Genomic DNA, 23,263 nt, shown 5'->3' with positions numbered 1-23,263 from the left:
TTTCCTGTTTCAACGAGTCTCTTTAAATACAGGACTCACAGAGTCTAAATTCGGGGTTGTAAGATATTAACCTCAGTTTAACCTGTTATGAAAGAGAAACACAGTATAATACTTATCATCACAATCCTTGTATTTGGCCTAAGTTTCAATTCCTTCGCTCAAACCAAAGGACTTATTTACAAACCTGCCAATGCTGGGAAATCCGTTCTTGACCCCAATTTGGACGGTTACGTTTCAAAAACTGACCAAGGATTCATGACCGACGATGAGACCGAGAGTGAAATTCCTTTTGTGCCACTACCGGTCGTTGGAGCGGGTGAGCCATCTAGCGACAATTCAGCAGGTCCGAGCTGTGGATTTGTAGATTTAGTTCGCTCTGATGAAGACGAAACCATCTATACCTATTCTGATGGAACAAATCTCATGTTTCGTTTTCGTTTAGGTGGAACAGCAGAAAATTCTAAAGGTTATACCATTCTCGTTGATACCGACCAATTGTTTGGTTCAGGATCTGATCTTGATTATGTATCCGGAAATCCTGGTTTTGAGTACGAAATAACTTTAAGAACGAATTTCGGTGTGAGTATTTACGACATCAACAACAATACGCTTGCAAGTACCGAAATTGGCGATGGAACTGTCGATCGTCCGTATGAAGATTTCGCTCAAAAATCCATAGCAGGCTCTACCATTTGTGGAACAGATTATTTCTACGATTTTTATGTGCCTTACGCGGATTTACCTTTTAGTAGCTCCACACCTGTTAGAATGGTGGGAGGCACCACCATTGCACCCAAAGAATCAACAGGATTCAAAATGGCGGATTTGGGAGGTATCGATGATGACTCGGGTGTAACAGATGATTTGTTTCAGGATTTGATTGATGTTTTTCCACCCACTTCAGGAGATGACATCAGTGGAGGAACTCAAATTCATCCCCGAGCAACATGTCCAGGTATAACAGGCCCCATTGCTGTAGATGCCACTTCGGTATCAGGTACCACTACGGAAGTAGATGGTGCTACTATAGAACTTTTTAGAGATGGAACTTCTCAAGGCACTACGCTCGCTTCTGGTGGAGTTTGGACAGTTTCTGGTATATCTGCGGCAGTGGCAGGAGAGGTGTTTACTGCCACAGCCAAAGTAGGCCCTACAGCGGCTGCAACTGCGGCATCCAATGAGAAATCTACGTCCTATTCTACTTGTAATACATCCACGGTAGGGGCGACCTGCGCAGATAAAGTGATTAATACAACATTTGATTTAAGTGCAAGAGGTCTTTGTGCACCAGCAGGAAGTGCCACACCAGGCGCCACTATCCAAATTAAACACAATGGCGTGGAGCGCATGGATGCCGCTTCAGGCAGTAGTGGAGGGGTTTCCGGCACTGTAACAGTCAACCCAGATGGTGGATGGAATTGGAAATGTAATACAAATTCTAATTGCGGAAGTGGAGGGTCGTCATGTGGATTCCCCACCACAGGAGTTTTTGAAATCACGCAGACAGTTGGAGCAGGGTGCCCTTCCGAACCCCTGTATTATTGTGTTAGTGCTACAGCATCGGATGTCCCAACAATTGATGCTACCCCAACAACAGATGATACAACGATAAGTGGTACATGCGGAACAAGTGCTACTGTTACTTGGTACTTGGATGATGTGTCACAATCTACAGCTACCTTTTCAGGCACTTGGTCGTTTGCTGTATCCGGATTGATTGCAGGAGAAGTAATTAGAGTGGTAGCAGCAGAGTCTGGAGAGTGTGCTAGTGAAGTGAGTGCTACAGTTGTGACAGTACCAGTTCAGTCTGCAAAGCCCACTATAGATGGAGATTATTGTGTAGATGGTGGATCAAATATTACATCTGTCAGTGGTTTTTCATCCGAACCGAATGGCTCGACGATTACCGTTTATTCAAGATCAGTTAGTGGTGGTACTGAGACTTTCGTGGGGAGTACTACAACTATCGCCTCAAATGGTGCATGGACGGTAACTACTAGTAATATTCCTACAACTTCGTATATCACCGCCACGGCTCAGGCATCTGGCGATTTAATAAGTGATTTTGCTACTGAGGTATTTGTTAATACAAAAACTCCAGACCCAACGAATAAACTAACACTTGATTCTCCAATTGCGGAAGGTGATGACGAGGTTAGCGGGACAACTCTGGTTAGTGGAACAGATAATTTGGTAATTCAGCTGTATATCGACAATGTAGAGATTGATGGAGCTACTTATAATGTTCCGCCGAGTCTGAACTCTTTAGATCCATGGACCATCACTGGCTTGTCAAGCCCTTTTAATAAGCTCTTTGCTGGAGGGTCTGCGACGGTAACAGTGACCAACGAAAGTGGGGGTCTCTGTGAAAGCAATCCTTCGAATGCAGTAATTATTGATTGTCAATCGCCTGATGTAGGTATGTCATTTGCTGCTACATCGGCTACCACGATATGTGCTGGTGAAACAATAGATTTTTCTGTGTCTTATACTGAAAATTTGATCGTCTACGAGTTAGTTGATCAGTCTGGTAACGGGGTGGCCGCTGCTACCTTAGGAGATGGTTCAGGACTTTCATTTACTACATTCCCCATCGCTTCCTCCGTCACCTCCATTAGTTTAGTAGCTTCTCGTATTGGAACCGTCTGCGAGGAAACCGTTGGAACCATCAATGTGTCTCCAGAAGAAATTAATCTTACGCATATAATCACAACCCAACCGACAAATTGCCCTTCACCTGATGGAGTAATAACCCTCTCTGGTCTGACTGCTTCTGAAAATTATACACTCGATTATACTCTAGATGGAGAGGCAGTGCCTTCTGCCATTATCACAGCAAATGGAAGTGGAAATTACGCTATGACAGGACTAGCGCCAGGAGATTATTCAAATATTACAATCAGCGGAACCGCTGTTACGTTGATTTGTGATAACGTAATTGTTGGACCTGTAAGTCTGGTCAACGCAGGTGCTGCTACGCTTGCAGTGGGAGTTGAAACCGGACCCTCTACCTGTGGCGGTTCTGACGGAAGTATCACCTTTACAAGTACCGAACTCAGCACTAATTATACGCTCAATTATGTTTTAGATGGAGTACCAGGATCTACAGCTGTTAGTAGTGATGGAGCGGGGGGTATTGCTGGTTTTACCGGATTATCGGCAGGCGTCTACTCAAGTATCAGCATTACCAATACAGGCACGCTTTGTAAGTCGAACTCTATTGGGCCATTTACGCTAGCAGTTCCGAACCCAACCATTGCAATTACTGGAAGCGCTAGCCCTGCGAGTTGTGGAGGAAATGGAACGATCAACTTTTCATTTACAGACATAACTGATGGAACTTATACGATTAATTACAATGGTGGAAGCTTTGCGTCAGTGGCTGTAGCTTCGAACGTCGCGTCAGTTTCTGCTCCAGCAGGTAGTTATGTTGATTTGAATATCACAGATATTACCACAGGATGTACCACAGACGAAAACCCAGATGTGGTACTCAACGACCCAGCAACGCATACCATTGCTGCAAGTCGAGTAAACCCCACTACATGTGGAGGTAATGGAAGCATTAACTTAACATTTACAGGAGTAGCAGTAGATGGCAATTACAACATAGATTATGACGGAGGGCAATTCACCAATGTGGCGATTGCATCCAATGCTGCAACAATATCTACAGTGGCTGGTACTTATAATAACCTTAGTCTTACTTATGCTGGTTGCGTGAGCGCCGAATTTCCAGATGTGGTTTTGACCGACCCTACAAAACCAACCATTTCACTTACATCTTCTTCAGATCCAACCACTGCCGGAGGAACTGATGGTCAAATTGAACTGGTTGTTACAGGTGTTCCTGATGGTTCCTATACTTTGAATTATCAAGATGAGGTGCCTAGTGCACAGACTTTCACTGGTGTGTCAATAGCTTCAGGATCGGCAACAATCTCTGGATTATCTGAAGGCACTTATAACGATATCACAATTACTTATAATAACTGTACTTCGATCGCTGACATAGATGTTGTTCTTTCCGATCCTGTAGTACCTATACCGTCTATCACGGGAAGTACTCCTTCAAACCCATCTACCTGCGGAGGTACTGATGGGTCTATTGCTTTGACATTTAATAATGTAGCAGCTGGTACCTATTCGTTAGATTATCACGATGGAGTGGGTACTGCTAGTTTTAGTGGAGTAGTAGTAGACGGGTCAGGAAATGCAACCGTTAGCAATCTCTCTGCTGGCACATATAACGACATTACTATCACAGTAAGTAGCAATACTTCTGTTGAGGATGTGGATGTGGTATTAACGGATCCTGTTAAAGCAACTATAGCAGAGGGAACGCATACACAACCTACCAATTGCGCTGCTCCAAATGGAACGATTGTATTAACAGGTGTTACCTCTGGAACCTATGATGTTGATTTTTCATTTAATGGCACACCACAGTCCACCCAGTCTATAACAGCAACTGCGTCTGGTATTTCCATTGCCGGACTAAATAATGGAGCGTATACAAATTTAAGCATTACTAATCCCACTACGAGTTGTGAATCTAATATCATAGTAGGGCCAATTAATTTGGCAAATTCTAGTGCTCCAAGTGGTGCAGGTATCACACCAAGTGCGACGACGTTAACCTGTACAACAACTACAGCGACATTGGCAGCAAGTGCAACTGACAACTCAGGTACCAGTAATTTGACTTATGCCTGGACGACGGCTGACGGTACAATCGATTCAGGAGCTGCCACAGCTACTGCCACGATTAGTGCAGCGGGTACTTATACGGTCACCATTACTGACCCAGACAATAGCTGTACTACCAGCACTAATCAAGTAATCAGTGAAGATGTATCTGCGCCAAGCGGAGCGAGTATCACACCAACTTCAACAGTATTGTCAACTACAGTCACTACCGCAGACCTAACGGCTAGTGCAACTGACAATTCGGGAACTATTAATTTGACGTATGCATGGACTACTGCTGATGGTACTATAGACTCTGGGGCGGCAACAGCAACAGCTACCGTTAGTTCAGGAGGTACATATACAGTAACAATATCCGATCCAGACAATGGGTGTTCAACGACGGCGCAACAAGTAATAACAGAAGATTTTGTGGCCCCAAGCCCAAGTACCAGTGGAGAGCCAGCAGCAGTAAACAGCACGACGCCATATGATGTAACGATCGACTTTGGAGAAATCGTCACCGGTTTTGTAGTGGGTGATGTGACCGTAGGCAACGGCAGTGCGACCGACTTCACCGACAATGGCGATGGCACGTACACTGTAGAGATTACGCCAAGTGGAGCAGGCGACATCACTGTAGATGTAGCGGCTAATGTAGCGCAAGACGCGGCGGGCAACAACAACACGGCCGCGGCAACAGCGACTACGGTTTATGACACGACTGCCCCGAGCCCAAGTACCAGTGGAGAGCCAGCAGCAGTAAACAGCACGACGCCATATGATGTAACGATCGACTTTGGAGAAATCGTCACCGGTTTTGTAGTGGGTGATGTGACCGTAGGCAACGGCAGTGCGACCGACTTCACCGACAATGGCGATGGCACGTACACTGTAGAGATTACGCCAAGTGGAGCAGGCGACATCACTGTAGATGTAGCGGCTAATGTAGCGCAAGACGCGGCGGGCAACAACAACACGGCCGCGGCAACAGCGACTACGGTTTATGACACGACTGCCCCGAGCCCAAGTACCAGTGGAGAGCCAGCAGCAGTAAACAGCACGACGCCATATGATGTAACGATCGACTTTGGAGAAATCGTCACCGGTTTTGTAGTGGGTGATGTGACCGTAGGCAACGGCAGTGCGACCGACTTCACCGACAATGGCGATGGCACGTACACTGTAGAGATCACCCCAAGTGGAGCAGGCGACATCACTGTAGATGTAGCGGCTAATGTAGCGCAAGACGCGGCGGGCAACAACAACACGGCCGCGGCAACAGCGACTACGGTTTATGACACGACTGCCCCGAGCCCAAGTACCAGTGGAGAGCCAGCAGCAGTAAACAGCACGACGCCATATGATGTAACGATCGACTTTGGAGAAATCGTCACCGGTTTTGTAGTGGGTGATGTGACCGTAGGCAACGGCAGTGCGACCGACTTCACCGACAATGGCGATGGCACGTACACTGTAGAGATCACCCCAAGTGGAGCAGGCGACATCACTGTAGATGTAGCGGCTAACGTAGCCCAAGACGCGGCGGGCAACAACAACACAGCGGCGACAACAGCGACGACAGTATATGACACGACTGCCCCAAGCCCAAGTACCAGTGGAGAGCCAGCAGCAGTAAACAGCACGACGCCATATGATGTAACGATCGACTTTGGAGAAATCGTCACCGGTTTTGTAGTGGGTGATGTGACCGTAGGCAACGGCAGTGCGACCGACTTCACCGACAATGGCGATGGCACGTACACCGTAGAGATTACGCCAAGTGGAGCAGGCGACATCACTGTAGATGTAGCGGCTAATGTAGCGCAAGACGCGGCGGGCAACAACAACACGGCCGCGGCAACAGCGACCACTGTTTATGACACGACTGCCCCGAGCGCAAGTACCAGTGGAGAGCCAGCAGCAGTAAACAGCACGACGCCATATGATGTAACGATCGACTTTGGAGAAATCGTCACCGGTTTTGTAGTGGGTGATGTGACCGTAGGCAACGGCAGTGCGACCGACTTCACCGACAATGGCGATGGCACGTACACTGTAGAGATTACGCCAAGTGGAGCAGGCGACATCACTGTAGATGTAGCGGCTAACGTAGCGCAAGACGCGGCGGGCAACAACAACACGGCCGCGGCAACAGCGACCACTGTTTATGACACGACTGCCCCAAGCCCAAGTACCAGTGGAGAGCCAGCAGCAGTAAACAGCACGACGCCATATGATGTAACGATCGACTTTGGAGAAATCGTCACCGGTTTTGTAGTGGGTGATGTGACCGTAGGCAACGGCAGTGCGACCGACTTCACCGACAATGGCGATGGCACGTACACCGTAGAGATTACGCCAAGTGGAGCAGGCGACATCACTGTAGATGTAGCGGCTAATGTAGCGCAAGACGCGGCGGGCAACAACAACACGGCCGCGGCAACAGCGACCACTGTTTATGACACGACTGCCCCGAGCGCAAGTACCAGTGGAGAGCCAGCAGCAGTAAACAGCACGACGCCATATGATGTAACGATCGACTTTGGAGAAATCGTCACCGGTTTTGTAGTGGGTGATGTGACCGTAGGCAACGGCAGTGCGACCGACTTCACCGACAATGGCGATGGCACGTACACCGTAGAGATTACGCCAAGTGGAGCAGGCGACATCACTGTAGATGTAGCGGCTAATGTAGCGCAAGACGCGGCGGGCAACAACAACACGGCCGCGGCAACAGCGACCACTGTTTATGACACGACTGCCCCGAGCGCAAGTACCAGTGGAGAGCCAGCAGCAGTAAACAGCACGACGCCATATGATGTAACGATCGACTTTGGAGAAATCGTCACCGGTTTTGTAGTGGGTGATGTGACCGTAGGCAACGGCAGTGCGACCGACTTCACCGACAATGGCGATGGCACGTACACTGTAGAGATCACCCCAAGTGGAGCAGGCGACATCACTGTAGATGTAGCGGCTAATGTAGCGCAAGACGCGGCGGGCAACAACAACACGGCCGCGGCAACAGCGACTACGGTTTATGACACGACTGCCCCGAGCCCAAGTACCAGTGGAGAGCCAGCAGCAGTAAACAGCACGACGCCATATGATGTAACGATCGACTTTGGAGAAATCGTCACCGGTTTTGTAGTGGGTGATGTGACCGTAGGCAACGGCAGTGCGACCGACTTCACCGACAATGGCGATGGCACGTACACTGTAGAGATTACGCCAAGTGGAGCAGGCGACATCACTGTAGATGTAGCGGCTAATGTAGCGCAAGACGCGGCGGGCAACAACAACACGGCCGCGGCAACAGCGACCACTGTTTATGACACGACTGCCCCGAGCGCAAGTACCAGTGGAGAGCCAGCAACAGTAAACAGCACGACGCCATATGATGTAACGATCGACTTTGGAGAAATCGTCACCGGTTTTGTAGTGGGTGATGTGACCGTAGGCAACGGCAGTGCGACCGACTTCACCGACAATGGCGATGGCACGTACACTGTAGAGATTACGCCAAGTGGAGCAGGCGACATCACTGTAGATGTAGCGGCTAATGTAGCGCAAGACGCGGCGGGCAACAACAACACGGCCGCGGCAACAGCGACCACTGTTTATGACACGACTGCCCCAAGCCCAAGTACCAGTGGAGAGCCAGCAGCAGTAAACAGCACGACGCCATATGATGTAACGATCGACTTTGGAGAAATCGTCACCGGTTTTGTAGTGGGTGATGTGACCGTAGGCAACGGCAGTGCGACCGACTTCACCGACAATGGCGATGGCACGTACACTGTAGAGATTACGCCAAGTGGAGCAGGCGACATCACTGTAGATGTAGCGGCTAATGTAGCGCAAGACGCGGCGGGCAACAACAACACGGCCGCGGCAACAGCGACTACGGTTTATGACACGACTGCCCCGAGCCCAAGTACCAGTGGAGAGCCAGCAGCAGTAAACAGCACGACGCCATATGATGTAACGATCGACTTTGGAGAAATCGTCACCGGTTTTGTAGTGGGTGATGTGACCGTAGGCAACGGCAGTGCGACCGACTTCACCGACAATGGCGATGGCACGTACACCGTAGAGATCACCCCAAGTGGAGCAGGCGACATCACTGTAGATGTAGCGGCTAACGTAGCCCAAGACGCGGCGGGCAACAACAACACAGCGGCGACAACAGCGACCACTGTTTATGACACGACTGCCCCGAGCGCAAGTACCAGTGGAGAGCCAGCAGCAGTAAACAGCACGACGCCATATGATGTAACGATCGACTTTGGAGAAATCGTCACCGGTTTTGTAGTGGGTGATGTGACCGTAGGCAACGGCAGTGCGACCGACTTCACCGACAATGGCGATGGCACGTACACTGTAGAGATCACCCCAAGTGGAGCAGGCGACATCACTGTAGATGTAGCGGCTAATGTAGCGCAAGACGCGGCGGGCAACAACAACACGGCCGCGGCAACAGCGACTACGGTTTATGACACGACTGCCCCGAGCCCAAGTACCAGTGGAGAGCCAGCAGCAGTAAACAGCACGACGCCATATGATGTAACGATCGACTTTGGAGAAATCGTCACCGGTTTTGTAGTGGGTGATGTGACCGTAGGCAACGGCAGTGCGACCGACTTCACCGACAATGGCGATGGCACGTACACCGTAGAGATCACCCCAAGTGGAGCAGGCGACATCACTGTAGATGTAGCGGCTAACGTAGCCCAAGACGCGGCGGGCAACAACAACACAGCGGCGACAACAGCGACGACAGTATATGACACGACTGCCCCAAGCCCAAGTACCAGTGGAGAGCCAGCAGCAGTAAACAGCACGACGCCATATGATGTAACGATCGACTTTGGAGAAATCGTCACCGGTTTTGTAGTGGGTGATGTGACCGTAGGCAACGGCAGTGCGACCGACTTCACCGACAATGGCGATGGCACGTACACCGTAGAGATTACGCCAAGTGGAGCAGGCGACATCACTGTAGATGTAGCGGCTAATGTAGCGCAAGACGCGGCGGGCAACAACAACACGGCCGCGGCAACAGCGACCACTGTTTATGACACGACTGCCCCGAGCGCAAGTACCAGTGGAGAGCCAGCAGCAGTAAACAGCACGACGCCATATGATGTAACGATCGACTTTGGAGAAATCGTCACCGGTTTTGTAGTGGGCGATGTGACCGTAGGCAACGGCAGTGCGACCGACTTCACCGACAATGGCGATGGCACGTACACCGTAGAGATTACGCCAAGTGGAGCAGGCGACATCACTGTAGATGTAGCGGCTAATGTAGCGCAAGACGCGGCGGGCAACAACAACACGGCCGCGGCAACAGCGACCACTGTTTATGACACGACTGCCCCGAGCGCAAGTACCAGTGGAGAGCCAGCAGCAGTAAACAGCACGACGCCATATGATGTAACGATCGACTTTGGAGAAATCGTCACCGGTTTTGTAGTGGGTGATGTGACCGTAGGCAACGGCAGTGCGACCGACTTCACCGACAATGGCGATGGCACGTACACTGTAGAGATCACCCCAAGTGGAGCAGGCGACATCACTGTAGATGTAGCGGCTAACGTAGCCCAAGACGCGGCGGGCAACAACAACACAGCGGCGACAACAGCGACGACAGTATATGACACGACTGCCCCAAGCCCAAGTACCAGTGGAGAGCCAGCAGCAGTAAACAGCACGACGCCATATGATGTAACGATCGACTTTGGAGAAATCGTCACCGGTTTTGTAGTGGGTGATGTGACCGTAGGCAACGGCAGTGCGACCGACTTCACCGACAATGGCGATGGCACGTACACCGTAGAGATTACGCCAAGTGGAGCAGGCGACATCACTGTAGATGTAGCGGCTAATGTAGCGCAAGACGCGGCGGGCAACAACAACACGGCCGCGGCAACAGCGACCACTGTTTATGACACGACTGCCCCGAGCGCAAGTACCAGTGGAGAGCCAGCAGCAGTAAACAGCACGACGCCATATGATGTAACGATCGACTTTGGAGAAATCGTCACCGGTTTTGTAGTGGGTGATGTGACCGTAGGCAACGGCAGTGCGACCGACTTCACCGACAATGGCGATGGCACGTACACTGTAGAGATCACCCCAAGTGGAGCAGGCGACATCACTGTAGATGTAGCGGCTAACGTAGCCCAAGACGCGGCGGGCAACAACAACACAGCGGCGACAACAGCGACGACAGTATATGACACGACTGCCCCAAGCCCAAGTACCAGTGGAGAGCCAGCAGCAGTAAACAGCACGACGCCATATGATGTAACGATCGACTTTGGAGAAATCGTCACCGGTTTTGTAGTGGGTGATGTGACCGTAGGCAACGGCAGTGCGACCGACTTCACCGACAATGGCGATGGCACGTACACCGTAGAGATTACGCCAAGTGGAGCAGGCGACATCACTGTAGATGTAGCGGCTAATGTAGCGCAAGACGCGGCGGGCAACAACAACACGGCCGCGGCAACAGCGACCACTGTTTATGACACGACTGCCCCGAGCGCAAGTACCAGTGGAGAGCCAGCAGCAGTAAACAGCACGACGCCATATGATGTAACGATCGACTTTGGAGAAATCGTCACCGGTTTTGTAGTGGGTGATGTGACCGTAGGCAACGGCAGTGCGACCGACTTCACCGACAATGGCGATGGCACGTACACTGTAGAGATCACCCCAAGTGGAGCAGGCGACATCACTGTAGATGTAGCGGCTAACGTAGCCCAAGACGCGGCGGGCAACAACAACACAGCGGCGACAACAGCGACGACAGTATATGACACGACTGCCCCAAGCCCAAGTACCAGTGGAGAGCCAGCAGCAGTAAACAGCACGACGCCATATGATGTAACGATCGACTTTGGAGAAATCGTCACCGGTTTTGTAGTGGGTGATGTGACCGTAGGCAACGGCAGTGCGACCGACTTCACCGACAATGGCGATGGCACGTACACCGTAGAGATTACGCCAAGTGGAGCAGGCGACATCACTGTAGATGTAGCGGCTAATGTAGCGCAAGACGCGGCGGGCAACAACAACACGGCCGCGGCAACAGCGACCACTGTTTATGACACGACTGCCCCAGTAATTGTTATTGATACAATTGCCGGCGACGACATCATCAACGCGATTGAAGACAACACAGACGTAACGGTAAGCGGAACAACTACAGGCGTAGAAGACGGACAAATGATTACGATTACGCTAAATGGCTTAAACTATATGGCTACTGTGATCGGCAATGTCTGGTCATTGGATATACCAGCAGTAGATGTACAAGCTTTGGGCGAGGGAGATCATGATATTTCAGCAAATGTTTCTGACGCGGTAGGAAATCCTGCTATTGAAGTAATCAGCACGATAAACTACGATACCACTGCTCCTACTATTATCATTAGTACGGTAGCAGATGACGACATCATCAACGCGATTGAAGACAACACCGACGTAACGGTAAGCGGCACAACGATAGGCGTAGAAGACGGTCAAACGATCACCGTCTCATTGAACGGCGAAGACTACGATGCGACAGTTACAGGCAACACTTGGACACTAGACATCCCAGCAGCAGATGTACAAGCCTTGACCGAAGGCGACAACGACATCACTGCGAATGTATCAGACGTAGCAGGCAACCCAGCGACCGAAGCAACTAAGACGGTAGATTATGACATCATTGCGCCAACGATCACCATCGCTACAGTAGCCGGTGATGACATCATCAACGCGATCGAAGACAACACCGATGTTACTGTAAGCGGAACAACCACAGGCGTAGAAGATGGTCAAACGATCACAGTGAGCCTGAATGGCGAAGATTATGATGCGACAGTAACAGGCAACGCCTGGACACTAGATATCCCAGCAGCCGATGTACAAGCCTTAACCGAAGGTGACAATGACATCACTGCGAATGTATCAGACGTAGCGGGCAACCCAGCGACAGAAGCAACTAAGACGGTAGATTATGATGTAACACCACCGGAAATACCTTCAGTTGTTAGTCAAATTACCAGTGATAAAACTCCTACTTTAGAAGGAACGGCCGAAGCAGGAAGTACTGTAACTATAGAAGTTGGTGGAGCCACATTTGAAGTGACGGCAGATGCTTCAGGAAACTGGACATTAAATACTAACCAAACGCCAACTACTGGAATATTTGATCCAAATGTAGATGGTAGTAATGAGGTAATAGTAACCAGTACAGATGCTGCTGGAAATCAAACGATGGATATTACCGCTCTTGAACTGATTATACTGGCCAATGATTCAGATGGAGACAATATTCCTGATATAGATGAGGATTTGGATGGAAACGGAGATCCAACTGACGATGATTCGGATGGCGACGACATTCCAGACTACCTAGATGAAGATGACGATGGTGACGGGATTGATACCAAAGATGAGGACGTAGATTCAGATGACGATCCAACCAATGATGATACAGATGGAGACAACATTCCAGATTATCTGGACACGGATGATGATGGAGATGGGGTAGAATCTATAGATGAGGACTTAGATCAAGATGGAAATCCTGCAAACGATGACACAGATGGTGATGGAATTGCTAACTATTTGGACGAAGACGATGACGGTGATGGAATTGCCACAACTGATGAAATAAATGGCGACTGTGATAGGGATGGAATACCCAATGAGTTGGATGCGGATCTATGTGAATCACCGGCAACTGTATTAAATACTGTAGTTTCTCGAAACAGTCCAGCGCCATACGACAGGCTTCAAATTGAAAATATAGAGGATTTCCCAAATAATTCAGTTCAAATTTTCAATAGATGGGGAAATAAGGTTTGGGATACAAAAGGCTATGACAATAGAGGCAATGCATTTTTTGGAAGTGGCAGTGGAACAGGAATACTTGGTTCTACCGGAAGGTTACCCGTAGGGACTTACTTCTACCTTGTTGACTTAGGAAACGGAGACGATCTAATCAAAGGCTTCGTAAGGGTAGAATAGATTAAGGAAACAGTTTTGTTTTAGGTTATGAAGACCCGTCTCTGAGATATGAGATAGGTTTTTTTGTTTAGTATAATTGTAATCATCAGGTTGATCTCCCTGGCCAGATGCATTCTATTCAACGAGAAAACCATCACACTCAACGAGTCCTATCATATGAGGTGTTTAGATCAAATAATATTGAGTATTAATTCATTCAGGTAATGGAATGGATTGTACAGAACCAAACACTCTGAACATGAAAAGAATAAAATTACTTCTAATCGTAACTAGCCTTTTGTGCTTAGCAGGACATACCCATGCGCAGCAACAAGTCATGTTTACACAATATATGTTCAATCAATTGGCTATTAACCCTGCTTATGCAGGTATTCATGAGGGGATTAGTACCAGTCTTTTAGCTCGTGAGCAATGGGTTGGGTTTGATGGAGCACCCAGTACACAGACTTTTTCCATTCATAGCCCAATCAAATACAGGTCTATAGCTTTAGGTGCTGTTTTGGTAAGAGATAAAATTGGTATTACTGATCAATTTGGTGCCTACTTTAGTTATGCCTATCGTATTCAACTTTCAGACTATAGCAAGCTTTCATTTGGCTTGCAAGCCAGTTTTAATCAGTATAGGGTAGACTATTCAGAGAATATTTACAATGATCCTAACCTGGCCAATCAAGGAATTAATGACTTGTCACCAAATGCGGGTGCAGGTATCATGTGGCATTCAGACAGGTTTTATCTTGGATTTTCAGTTCCTCAGTTGTTCAGCAATGCATTGTATGATGGCGGAGAGGGAGCTGCGGATCCTGATGCTAAATTGGTCAGACACTATTTCGTGAGTGGAGGATATGTATTTGATCTTAATCCTAACTTGAAATTAAAACCAAATATACTTTTCAAATGGGTGCAAGGTGCTCCGTTTGAGATCGATATAAATGCAAATTTTTTGATCAAAGACATCGTATGGCTGGGATTGTCTTATAGGTCTTTGGATAGTTTCGATGCCCTGTTCCAACTGCAGATTACACCTCAATTTCAACTAGGCTATTCTTACGATTTTCTAACCACTACAGACTTGAGCAGAGTAAATAGTGGTTCTCACGAAATCATGATCAATTATGTCTTCAATCTGAAGAGCGATAAAATTGTTACGCCAAGATATTTTTAAACCACCCTATCATGAGCATGTATAAAAAAATCATATTCATTATCGTATACCTTTTTTTATCAGTTTTACTTTTTGTGGCTACGGCATCGGCGCAGGATGATGCCGCATCCAAGCCAAGTAATTTTAAGCTAAACAACTATCGTAGAACTAAGGAGCGAGCGGACAAATACTTTGATGACCTAGCTTACCGAAAGGGAATTGAGGTTTACAAAAAGGCCTTCGAACAATTGCCAACTGATGATACACTCAAAGTCGAAATAGCAGATGGCTATTATCAAATTCAAGAAATGGATAGTGCCCAAAGGTGGTATTCCGAGGTTATCGATAGGCCCGAATTAATAGTTGAAGATAGGCATTATATCAATTACGCAGAAGCATTGATTTACCAGGGGAAGTATGTAGAAGCTAAAACTTGGTTCGAGAAGTTTGAGGCTAATAATCCTGAGGACAAGAGAATAAAGTTGAGATTGGATGGTCTGGAAAGGCAGCTTACTTTCTATAGAGACTCAATTCGTTTTGAAGTATGGAATGCACCTTTCAATTCTGAGGGCTACGATTTTAGTCCTACTTTTTATCAAGATGGCTTGATCATGGTCTCCTCGCGAAGAACGGCGAACATGACTCAGTTTCTGAAAGCTAAGTATGATTGGGATGACACCTACTTTTTAAACCTGTTCTCAGTCGACTCCAACAACGAGGTCAATGAGTTTAATAGAAGGCTAAAAACGAGTTATCACGAAGGGCCAGTAGCATTTTATGAGAACGACACCAAAGTGATATTTACTCGAAATAGTTATGAAAAAGGCGAGGTAAGGGTAAGCAACAAAAAACTACGTGTACAAGGCTCGAAAGTAAATGAAAGCAAAAGTGGAGAAGTAAACCTGAAGCTTTTCTATTCAGAGATTGAGGAGAACGGCAAATGGTCTACCCCTGTGGAGCTTTGGTTCAATGATGCCAATATCTCTTCAGGTCACCCAACGGTAAGTAGAGATGGGAAACGGCTCTATTTTGCTTCTAATAGAGAGGGAGGCCTAGGTGAAACGGACCTTTATATGTGTCATTGGAGAAATGGAGTATGGGGAGAACCTGAAAATTTAGGAGACAAAATCAATACCGAAGGATCAGAAATGTTCCCTTTCATTTCAGAAGATGATATTTTGTATTTTGCTTCCAATGGGCATATGGGACTCGGAGGTTTAGATTTATTTGAAGTTGATCTAAAAAATGAGCATGCTAAACCTCAAAATTTGGGTTATCCAATGAATACGGCTAGTGATGACTTTGGTATTTGTGTTCAGTCAAAAGGATCGGATCAATATGGGTACATTTCTTCCAATCGACCAGGTGGTAAAGGCTTAGATGATATTTATGCTTTCCGTTATTCTCAACACAGGTATATCCCTGGGCAAGTGGTGGATTTGGTTACGGGCAATCCTATAGAAAATGCAACGGTTCAGGTTGTATCCGCTGTAGGGGATACAATCGAACAATCTATTACGCCTCAAAACGGTTCATTCCATTTTGAATATGACATGGATCATCGATTTACTGTTCTGGCTGGGAAATTAGACTATTCAAAGGACATGAGTCGTTTCAGTCCTCAGCAATGGCCAGAAGGAGATACACTCGTGTTGAGAATTATGAAAGACCGTTTGGTGGTGAGAGGAACAATAACTGATGAGGTAAGAGGAGACTCTTTGGCACAAGCCAGAGTTATTGTAACCAACGAAACGACTGGTGAAAAATTTGGAATCGTAACGGAGGCAGACGGAGCTTATTCTTTCCTTGGTCACCCTAACAGTACTTATTCTTTTATGTTTAAGAAATATAGATATTTCTCCGAAACAGATAAGTTAGAGATAGGAGATCAACACAACGGTGAAATCATTTTTGATCGAGACTTGGAGAAAATCATTATAGGTAAGCCTATTGGATTGAATGATATTCATTTTGATTTGGCTAAGTGGGATATTAGACCTGATGCGGCTGTAGAGCTAGATAAATTCACTGAAACTTTAATGGAAAATCCTTCAATTATCGTTGAACTAAGCACGCATACCGATAGTAGAGGTGGAGATCAATACAATTTTGATTTGTCAGATAAGCGGGCTAAATCTTCTGCAGATTATGTGGCTGCCCATGGAGTGGACCATGCAAGAATCTTGGGGCAGGGATATGGAGAGTCACATTTGGTAAACAATTGTAGCAACGGTATAAGATGTCCAGAGTCAGAACATCAGAAAAACCGTAGAGCTGAATTTATGATAACCGGATTTTTGCCGGACGCACTTACCGAAGAAGAAAAGAAACTTTTGTGGATAGATGCAGATTACATCTCTGAGCATATGTCGGATGAAGATCGAAAAGAATTCGTGCTGGTTGAGCAAAATTCAACAGGACCTACGCTTCTTTCTGGCCAGGTGAAAGATGCTATGGGAAATGCATTGAAGGACGCTGTGGTTACTATGGTTGTCAAAGGCGCGCATCGAGCCACTCAGGTATACACGGATGAACAAGGAAATTTTGAATTGAGGGTAAATTCACATGCTATCTATAAACTGATAGTTCAACAGGATGAGTTCATGGACGAAGGGATTTTAGTGGAAATAGAAGATGAGTCGATCATGGACCTTTCGATTCAGCTAGTTGGAAGAGGGGATGAGGAAGTTAATAAGGAAGGGTAACCTTCCTTGTTAACTCCTCGGGTGATAGTCTCTCACGATCTGTTTTAGATAATCCCGATCCAAGTGTGTGTAAATCTCTGTGGTGGTGATAGACTCATGTCCTAGCATTTCTTGTACTGCTCTAAGGTCAGCTCCACCTTCGATCAGGTGGGTAGCAAAGGAGTGTCTGAAGGTGTGAGGGCTTATTTTTTTATTCAAACCTATTTTAATCGCCAGATTTTTAATGATAGTGAAAATCATCACCCTGGTCAATTGTGCCCCTCTTCGATTGAGAAATACGATATGCTCGTGGCCTTTTTTGATGTCGAGGTGACAGCGAATTTGCTCTACATAAATCTTGAGGTGTTTCAGTGCTTCCCGACCAATCGGAACCAAGCGTTCTTTGTTTCCTTTACCAATCACTCTCAAAAATCCAATGTCTTCCAGTACACAATTCAGCTGCAGATTGACCAACTCAGATACCCGCAATCCCGAACTGTACAGTGTTTCGAGCATGGCTTTGTTTCGAGGACCTTCTGGCGTGCTGAGGTCTATGGCATCGAACAAGGCATCAATTTCTTGCACATTGAGTGTGTCGGGCAGTTTGCGTCCCAGTTTGGGTGCTTCAATCAGTTCAGAAGGGTCTTTGTCTAAGTCTCCTTCGAACACTAGGTACTTAAAGAATGATTTGATACCTGATACGATTCGAGCCTGTGAATAGGCTGACATGCCGAGTCCATGAATGTATTCTAATAGGTCTCTGATATCTGAATCTTTGACCTTTAGGGGGCCATGGTCGTTTTCTTTCAGAATAAGGAATTGCTCTAACTTCACGATATCCTGTACATAAGCCTCTACAGAATTGGGAGCTAGTGAGCGTTCTAGCTGTAGATAGGATTTGAATTGACTGATGTAGAATTTCCAGGACATTTTTTTCGTTGTTTGTCATCTCGTAGGCGTAGCCGGAGAGATCTTCTGTCGGTTATGCCTTGGCCAGTTAATTCTGCGTGCTGCTGAGGAGATATCTCCATTGCCTTACGATATGACCGCAGTATTGTTAAGCAAAGTAAAAATGAACTATTTTAGAAAACTGTGCAACGGGTTTGTCATCTATCGATAGTTGTAGCTTACTTTTGCGCCCTTTATATTTAGATCATGAAAATACTCATTCTCAACGGACCAAATCTGAACCTGCTAGGCAGGCGCGAACCCGAAATTTACGGTCATGAAACTTTTGAAGATTACTTTGAACACCTCAAGGTGAAATTTACAGATGTAGAGCTGGAATACCTGCAAACCAATCACGAAGGAGTAATGATCGACAAAATCCATGAAGTGGGATTTGACTATGATGGCATTATTCTAAATGCCGGAGGCTACACCCATACCTCTGTTGCTTTGGCCGATGCGGTAAAGGGTGTGTCTACTCCGGTGGTTGAAGTTCATATTTCCAACATCATGGAACGCGAAAAATTCAGACATCACAGTTACCTGACGCCTGTATGTGTGGCGCATTATATCGGACTAGGCCTAGATGGATACAAAGAAGGCATCCAATACATTTTAAACAACTAATTCATGCAACTCGAATTCACTCAAATTTTGTCTGTTTCACTGATTTTGTTTTCGGTGATTGACATCCTAGGGAGCATCCCTATCATTATCAACCTTCGAAAGAAGGCTGGAGTAATCCATAGTTTCAGAGCCACGTTTGTGGCTGGTGTGATCATGGTCATCTTCCTCTTTTTAGGAGATAAAATTTTAGGTCTTTTAGGTATCGATGTAGGTTCTTTCGCGATCGCAGGGGCATTGATCATGTTTATGATTGGTATGGAAATGGTTTTGGGCATTGAACTTTTCAAATCGGACGAAGAAGAGTCTAGCTCGTCTTCTATTGTGCCGATCGCCTTTCCTTTGATTGCTGGACCGGGTACGATGACGTCGCTGATATCGCTCCGTGCGGAATTTGATTTGACCAACATATTAATGGGTATTTTGATCAACTTGCTCTTGATCTATGCCGTGCTCAAGTCCTCCAGTTGGCTGGAAAAGAAAATTGGACATGCCGGCTTCAATATAATCCGTAAAGTTTTCGGCATTATTCTGTTGGCGATTTCGATCAAACTATTCAAGAACGGAATAGCTTTTTAGATTCTGTGGTCAACGGTTGAGCTTTGGATAAAGCCTTTAATCTTTTAACTTTCTACTTAAGACTTATAACTTTTTACTTTAGACTTTCAACTCTTTCCCATGGCTCAACCTAGCATCATCATATATACCGACGGTTCATCCAGAGGCAATCCGGGTCCAGGAGGATATGGAACCGTCCTATTAGCCAAAGGCCACAGGAAAGAACTGTCCGAGGGGTTCCGTAAAACTACCAACAACCGCATGGAACTCCTGGCGGTGATCAAAGGCCTTGAAGCGCTGAAAGTAGTGAATGCCGAAGTGCTGATCTATTCTGATTCGAAATACGTGGTAGACGCTGTAGAAAAAGGCTGGCTGTGGGGCTGGGTGAAAAAAGGATTTAAAGACAAGAAAAACAAAGACTTGTGGGAGCGCTTTATTCCACCCTACAAGCGCAATAAAGTCACCTTCAAATGGGTGAAAGGCCATGCCGGCATTCCCGAAAACGAACGTTGCGACGAGCTAGCCGTAGAAGCTGCTTCAGGTTCTAATCTTCCTCCTGATCAGGCTTTTGAGAATGGGATTAATGATTTTTAAATCTGATGAAGTATCTATTCGAAGGAGATAATTTCGGATTTACCAAACAAGAGCTACACCTGTTTGGAGGGAATTATGGGTTTAGAAAAATTGATTTGACGCAAGTTTCTAAAATTTATGTTTATAAAGGAATGCTGACAAAATATCCTATTCTCACTTCAATTTTTGGTTTGTGCTCTATTGCATTGGTGACATATGGACTTTATTGGGCTTTGAATGGCATGGGAAATTCTGTAGATCTATCAGAACTTAATGGTCGTGGTGTAAGAGGAACTGGAGCACTATTACTTGGATTAGGGTTTGTTTTTTTAGCCGGAGAAAGGGCTTTTTCGTTGATTTTGGTTAAACGGTTTATTTTGAAAGTTGAATTTTATGATCGTAATTTCGAATTACGAAGTTTGAAATCTCTTGAAAAGAATAATTCCTTACTCCGATTCATAGATTTTTTAATGAAAAAATACCCACCTCAAAAGCTTAGGATAGAAGCTAATATTTTGGAAGAACTTAAAAAGTAACTCGATCTAACATGAAATGTACCACCAGAGATATGATCCCAACAGATGCTGAGCGAGTAGTAGATTACTTCTCGAAGGCTGATGCGGCCTATCTCAAAGGCATGGGTGCAGACAAGAGTAAGTTGCCGGCTCGGGAGGAGTGGATAGGAGCTATTCAAGCGGAGCTGCACAAACCCTTTGAAGATAAACAGTTGTACTATGTGATTTGGGAAGTGAATGGAAAGGCCATTGGCCACTCTAATATCAACCACATCACTTTTGGCCGTGAGGCCTTTATGCATTTACACATTTGGGATAAGGCGAATCGAAAGTTCGGTCATGGGCTGGAGTTGGTCAAACAATCCATCCCAAAGTATTTCGAGCTTTTTCAATTACAAAAACTAAGATGTGAGCCATTCGCTGGTAATCCTGCGCCAGTTCGTTTGCTAGAGCAGGTGGGGTTTGAGTTTGTGAAATCATATGAGACAGTTCCAAGTATCGTATGCTTTTCTCAATTGGTCAATAGTTATGAAATAAAAAAGGATAGATTTGATGAACTATACTAGATTTAAAAAAAAGAATCATAGTGAGATTACATAGGGCAATTACTTAAAACATGAATTTATCACATACTTTAATCGTCGCTTTGATGTTTGTGACCATTATTAGTTTCGGTCTGGTCAACATATTGTCTTCATTTTCTAGTGTGCTAAATATTAATTCAAAAGTGAAAGCATCACTGATCCATTTGCATTGGATTGGTATATTACTCATTGTTCATTTTAATTTGGCCTGGTCTGCTGTTTTAATCACTTCGAAAGACACTTGGGGATATTTTGAGTTTTTATTTCTCGTGTCTGGTCCTATTGTTGCTTTTTTCGCTTCAAGTGTAATTACACCTGGAGTAATCGATCAGGATGATCCAGGTGCGCCTCAAAAACAATACTTTTCGATTGTAAGACAATTTTTTTCCTTGTTTATTCTGATTCAGCTTTGGGCAATTGGAACAGATTTTCTTCTACAAGATGATCTTACAGGCTCTTCTTTATTTAATGTGGTTTTGATTGTTCTATGTGTAATTCTAATCAAGATTCAAAAGCAATCACTTCACAGGTATGGATTGATATTGGCTTGGGGTATTAGCCTGGCGGCCATAATACTGAGAGGTTTCGATTTTATAAATTGAAATGACAATCCAGCACCTAAAACCAGACCCATCAAAAGTAATCTCTTGGGCCAAAGGCACCAGCCAGGAATTGTTTATCTATCCGCCAGCATCCGACTTTCAAAAAAGAGACTTTTTATTCCGAATCAGTTTGGCCACGGTAGAAGCTGAAGCCAGCGATTTCACTCCATTGCCTGGTATTCAAAGAACGCTGATGTTGCTGAAAGGTGAGCATACTTTGAGGCATAGAGGCCATCATACCAAACGACTGTTTCCTTTTGATCAGGATACCTTTCAAGGCGAATGGCAAACCTCCAGCCAAGGCCAAGCCACCAATTTCAATTTGATGTGTCGTTCTGGCGCTTCAGGAACTCTAAAGTATTTGAAAGGAAATGCCGGAGAACAGATTGCTTGCGAAATACAAGATGCAATCGTATTGATTTATGTCTATTCGGGAAGAGTATCTTGTGAAGCCGCGTCCTTACAAGTAGGGGAATGTCTTGTCATTGAAAATGGGAATAAACTTAAATTGACATATTTGGAATCGAGTGATTTGATTCTGGCGTCTGTAAGTATCATGGTCTAGAAATAGAATCCAAACCCGCCGTTTGTGATCATAGTTATTCTACCATCTAGATTTTCGCCTTGTTGATACCCTAATCCAACACTGATATTTAAATGAAATCCATTCAAATAGTTTCTTTGGAATCCCCAAACAGGCCCAACAAAAAATGAATTTTCATAGCTCTCATCGTAATACTCTTTTCCTGAGTCGTTGATGATTCTGTTCATATAGTAGCCTGCCGCCAAAGCGAAATAGTTGCCAGAGTTCGGCGCAAGTTCCTTTTTAACTTGCTTACGCTCATAATAATTCCGAATCTCTCCACTTACAAATGGAGCTATATAAAACTTATACTGTGTATCCTCTGGCTCTAAAGTATGTTCTGATACTCCTGGCTGAATTCCAGCAATCAGATTGAATGAATGCTTGTCACTAAGTTTTTGTTCTATGGAAATACCAGGGCAAAGGAAGAGCGCCCTAACTTGGGTAGGTTTGAGTTCGGTAGTGATAGAACCTTGACCGAAAGTGATTTGTACGGAAGCTAATACTATAGCTATCCAAATGGATGTTGATTTAAGCATGAGTTTAAAATTTTCAGTTTCAAAAACAGGACACCCAACCTTAATTTCCCCCCCACAGACGTGGTTAATTTTTAGGTGCTAACAAACCAACTTATGTTCATAGCCACTCACATTGAGGAATGCGAGTGGCGATTAGAGGTCAGGTCAATGATGAAAGTTGAAGGGATTAATTAGAGAACCATCAGGT

At 45.8% G+C, this 23,263-nt stretch carries 12 protein-coding genes; 10 read left to right on the top strand and 2 right to left on the bottom strand.

Annotated features, from left to right (window positions below):
* Positions 1 to 87 precede the first annotated feature (87 nt).
* From R8N23_RS18670 to R8N23_RS18660, 3 genes are all read left to right on the top strand, one after another.
* Positions 88 to 13,722, top strand: coding sequence for an Ig-like domain-containing protein (locus R8N23_RS18670; protein WP_318173124.1), 13,635 nt, complete (start codon positions 88 to 90; stop codon positions 13,720 to 13,722).
* Positions 13,723 to 13,960: 238 nt separating this feature from the next.
* A complete protein-coding gene (locus R8N23_RS18665) occupies positions 13,961 to 14,887 on the top strand; it encodes a type IX secretion system membrane protein PorP/SprF (protein ID WP_318173123.1) in 927 nt (308 codons plus the stop codon).
* A gap of 11 nt (positions 14,888 to 14,898) precedes the next feature.
* Positions 14,899 to 17,571: a carboxypeptidase regulatory-like domain-containing protein gene (locus tag R8N23_RS18660; protein WP_318173122.1), complete on the top strand. Its 2,673-nt coding sequence runs from the start codon at positions 14,899 to 14,901 to the stop codon at positions 17,569 to 17,571.
* 9 nt (positions 17,572 to 17,580) lie between these two features.
* Here the strand turns inward: R8N23_RS18660 and xerD are convergent, their stop codons facing one another.
* A complete protein-coding gene (gene xerD, locus R8N23_RS18655; protein WP_318173121.1) occupies positions 17,581 to 18,480 on the bottom strand; it encodes a site-specific tyrosine recombinase XerD in 900 nt (299 codons plus the stop codon).
* 225 nt (positions 18,481 to 18,705) lie between these two features.
* On the opposite strand from xerD, the gene aroQ reads away from it, so the two are divergent.
* The 7 genes from aroQ (at position 18,706) to R8N23_RS18620 (ending at position 22,519) form a co-directional block, all read left to right on the top strand.
* Complete coding sequence (gene aroQ, locus R8N23_RS18650) at positions 18,706 to 19,125, top strand: type II 3-dehydroquinate dehydratase (RefSeq protein ID WP_318173120.1); 420 nt, start codon at positions 18,706 to 18,708, stop codon at positions 19,123 to 19,125.
* A 3-nt stretch (positions 19,126 to 19,128) separates the two neighbouring features.
* Complete coding sequence (locus R8N23_RS18645; protein WP_318173119.1) at positions 19,129 to 19,701, top strand: MarC family protein; 573 nt, start codon at positions 19,129 to 19,131, stop codon at positions 19,699 to 19,701.
* Between the two features lie 99 nt (positions 19,702 to 19,800).
* On the top strand, positions 19,801 to 20,274 hold the full coding sequence (gene rnhA, locus R8N23_RS18640) for a ribonuclease HI (RefSeq protein WP_318173118.1): 474 nt from the start codon (positions 19,801 to 19,803) through the stop codon (positions 20,272 to 20,274).
* 5 nt (positions 20,275 to 20,279) lie between these two features.
* The gene (locus tag R8N23_RS18635) at positions 20,280 to 20,789 is read left to right on the top strand and encodes a hypothetical protein (protein ID WP_318173117.1); all 510 of its coding nucleotides are present in this window, start codon (positions 20,280 to 20,282) and stop codon (positions 20,787 to 20,789) included.
* Between the two features lie 11 nt (positions 20,790 to 20,800).
* Entirely contained in the window at positions 20,801 to 21,334 is a 534-nt protein-coding gene (locus R8N23_RS18630) for a GNAT family protein (RefSeq protein ID WP_318173116.1), read from the top strand.
* Positions 21,335 to 21,384: 50 nt separating this feature from the next.
* Positions 21,385 to 21,954, top strand: coding sequence for a hypothetical protein (locus R8N23_RS18625; RefSeq protein ID WP_318173115.1), 570 nt, complete (start codon positions 21,385 to 21,387; stop codon positions 21,952 to 21,954).
* 1 nt (position 21,955) lies between these two features.
* Positions 21,956 to 22,519, top strand: coding sequence for a HutD family protein (locus R8N23_RS18620; RefSeq protein ID WP_318173114.1), 564 nt, complete (start codon positions 21,956 to 21,958; stop codon positions 22,517 to 22,519).
* Here R8N23_RS18620 and R8N23_RS18615 read toward each other — a convergent pair.
* The gene (locus R8N23_RS18615; RefSeq protein WP_318173113.1) at positions 22,516 to 23,076 is read right to left on the bottom strand and encodes a hypothetical protein; all 561 of its coding nucleotides are present in this window, start codon (positions 23,074 to 23,076) and stop codon (positions 22,516 to 22,518) included. The two genes, R8N23_RS18620 and R8N23_RS18615, sit on opposite strands and share 4 nt — an antisense overlap.
* Positions 23,077 to 23,263 lie beyond the last annotated feature (187 nt).

The sequence above is a fragment of the Reichenbachiella sp. genome (assembly GCF_033344935.1).
GTDB lineage: Bacteria > Bacteroidota > Bacteroidia > Cytophagales > Cyclobacteriaceae > Reichenbachiella.
The sequence above is the reverse complement of the archived record's forward strand: the minus strand, read 5'-3'. Positions and strand labels throughout refer to the sequence as shown.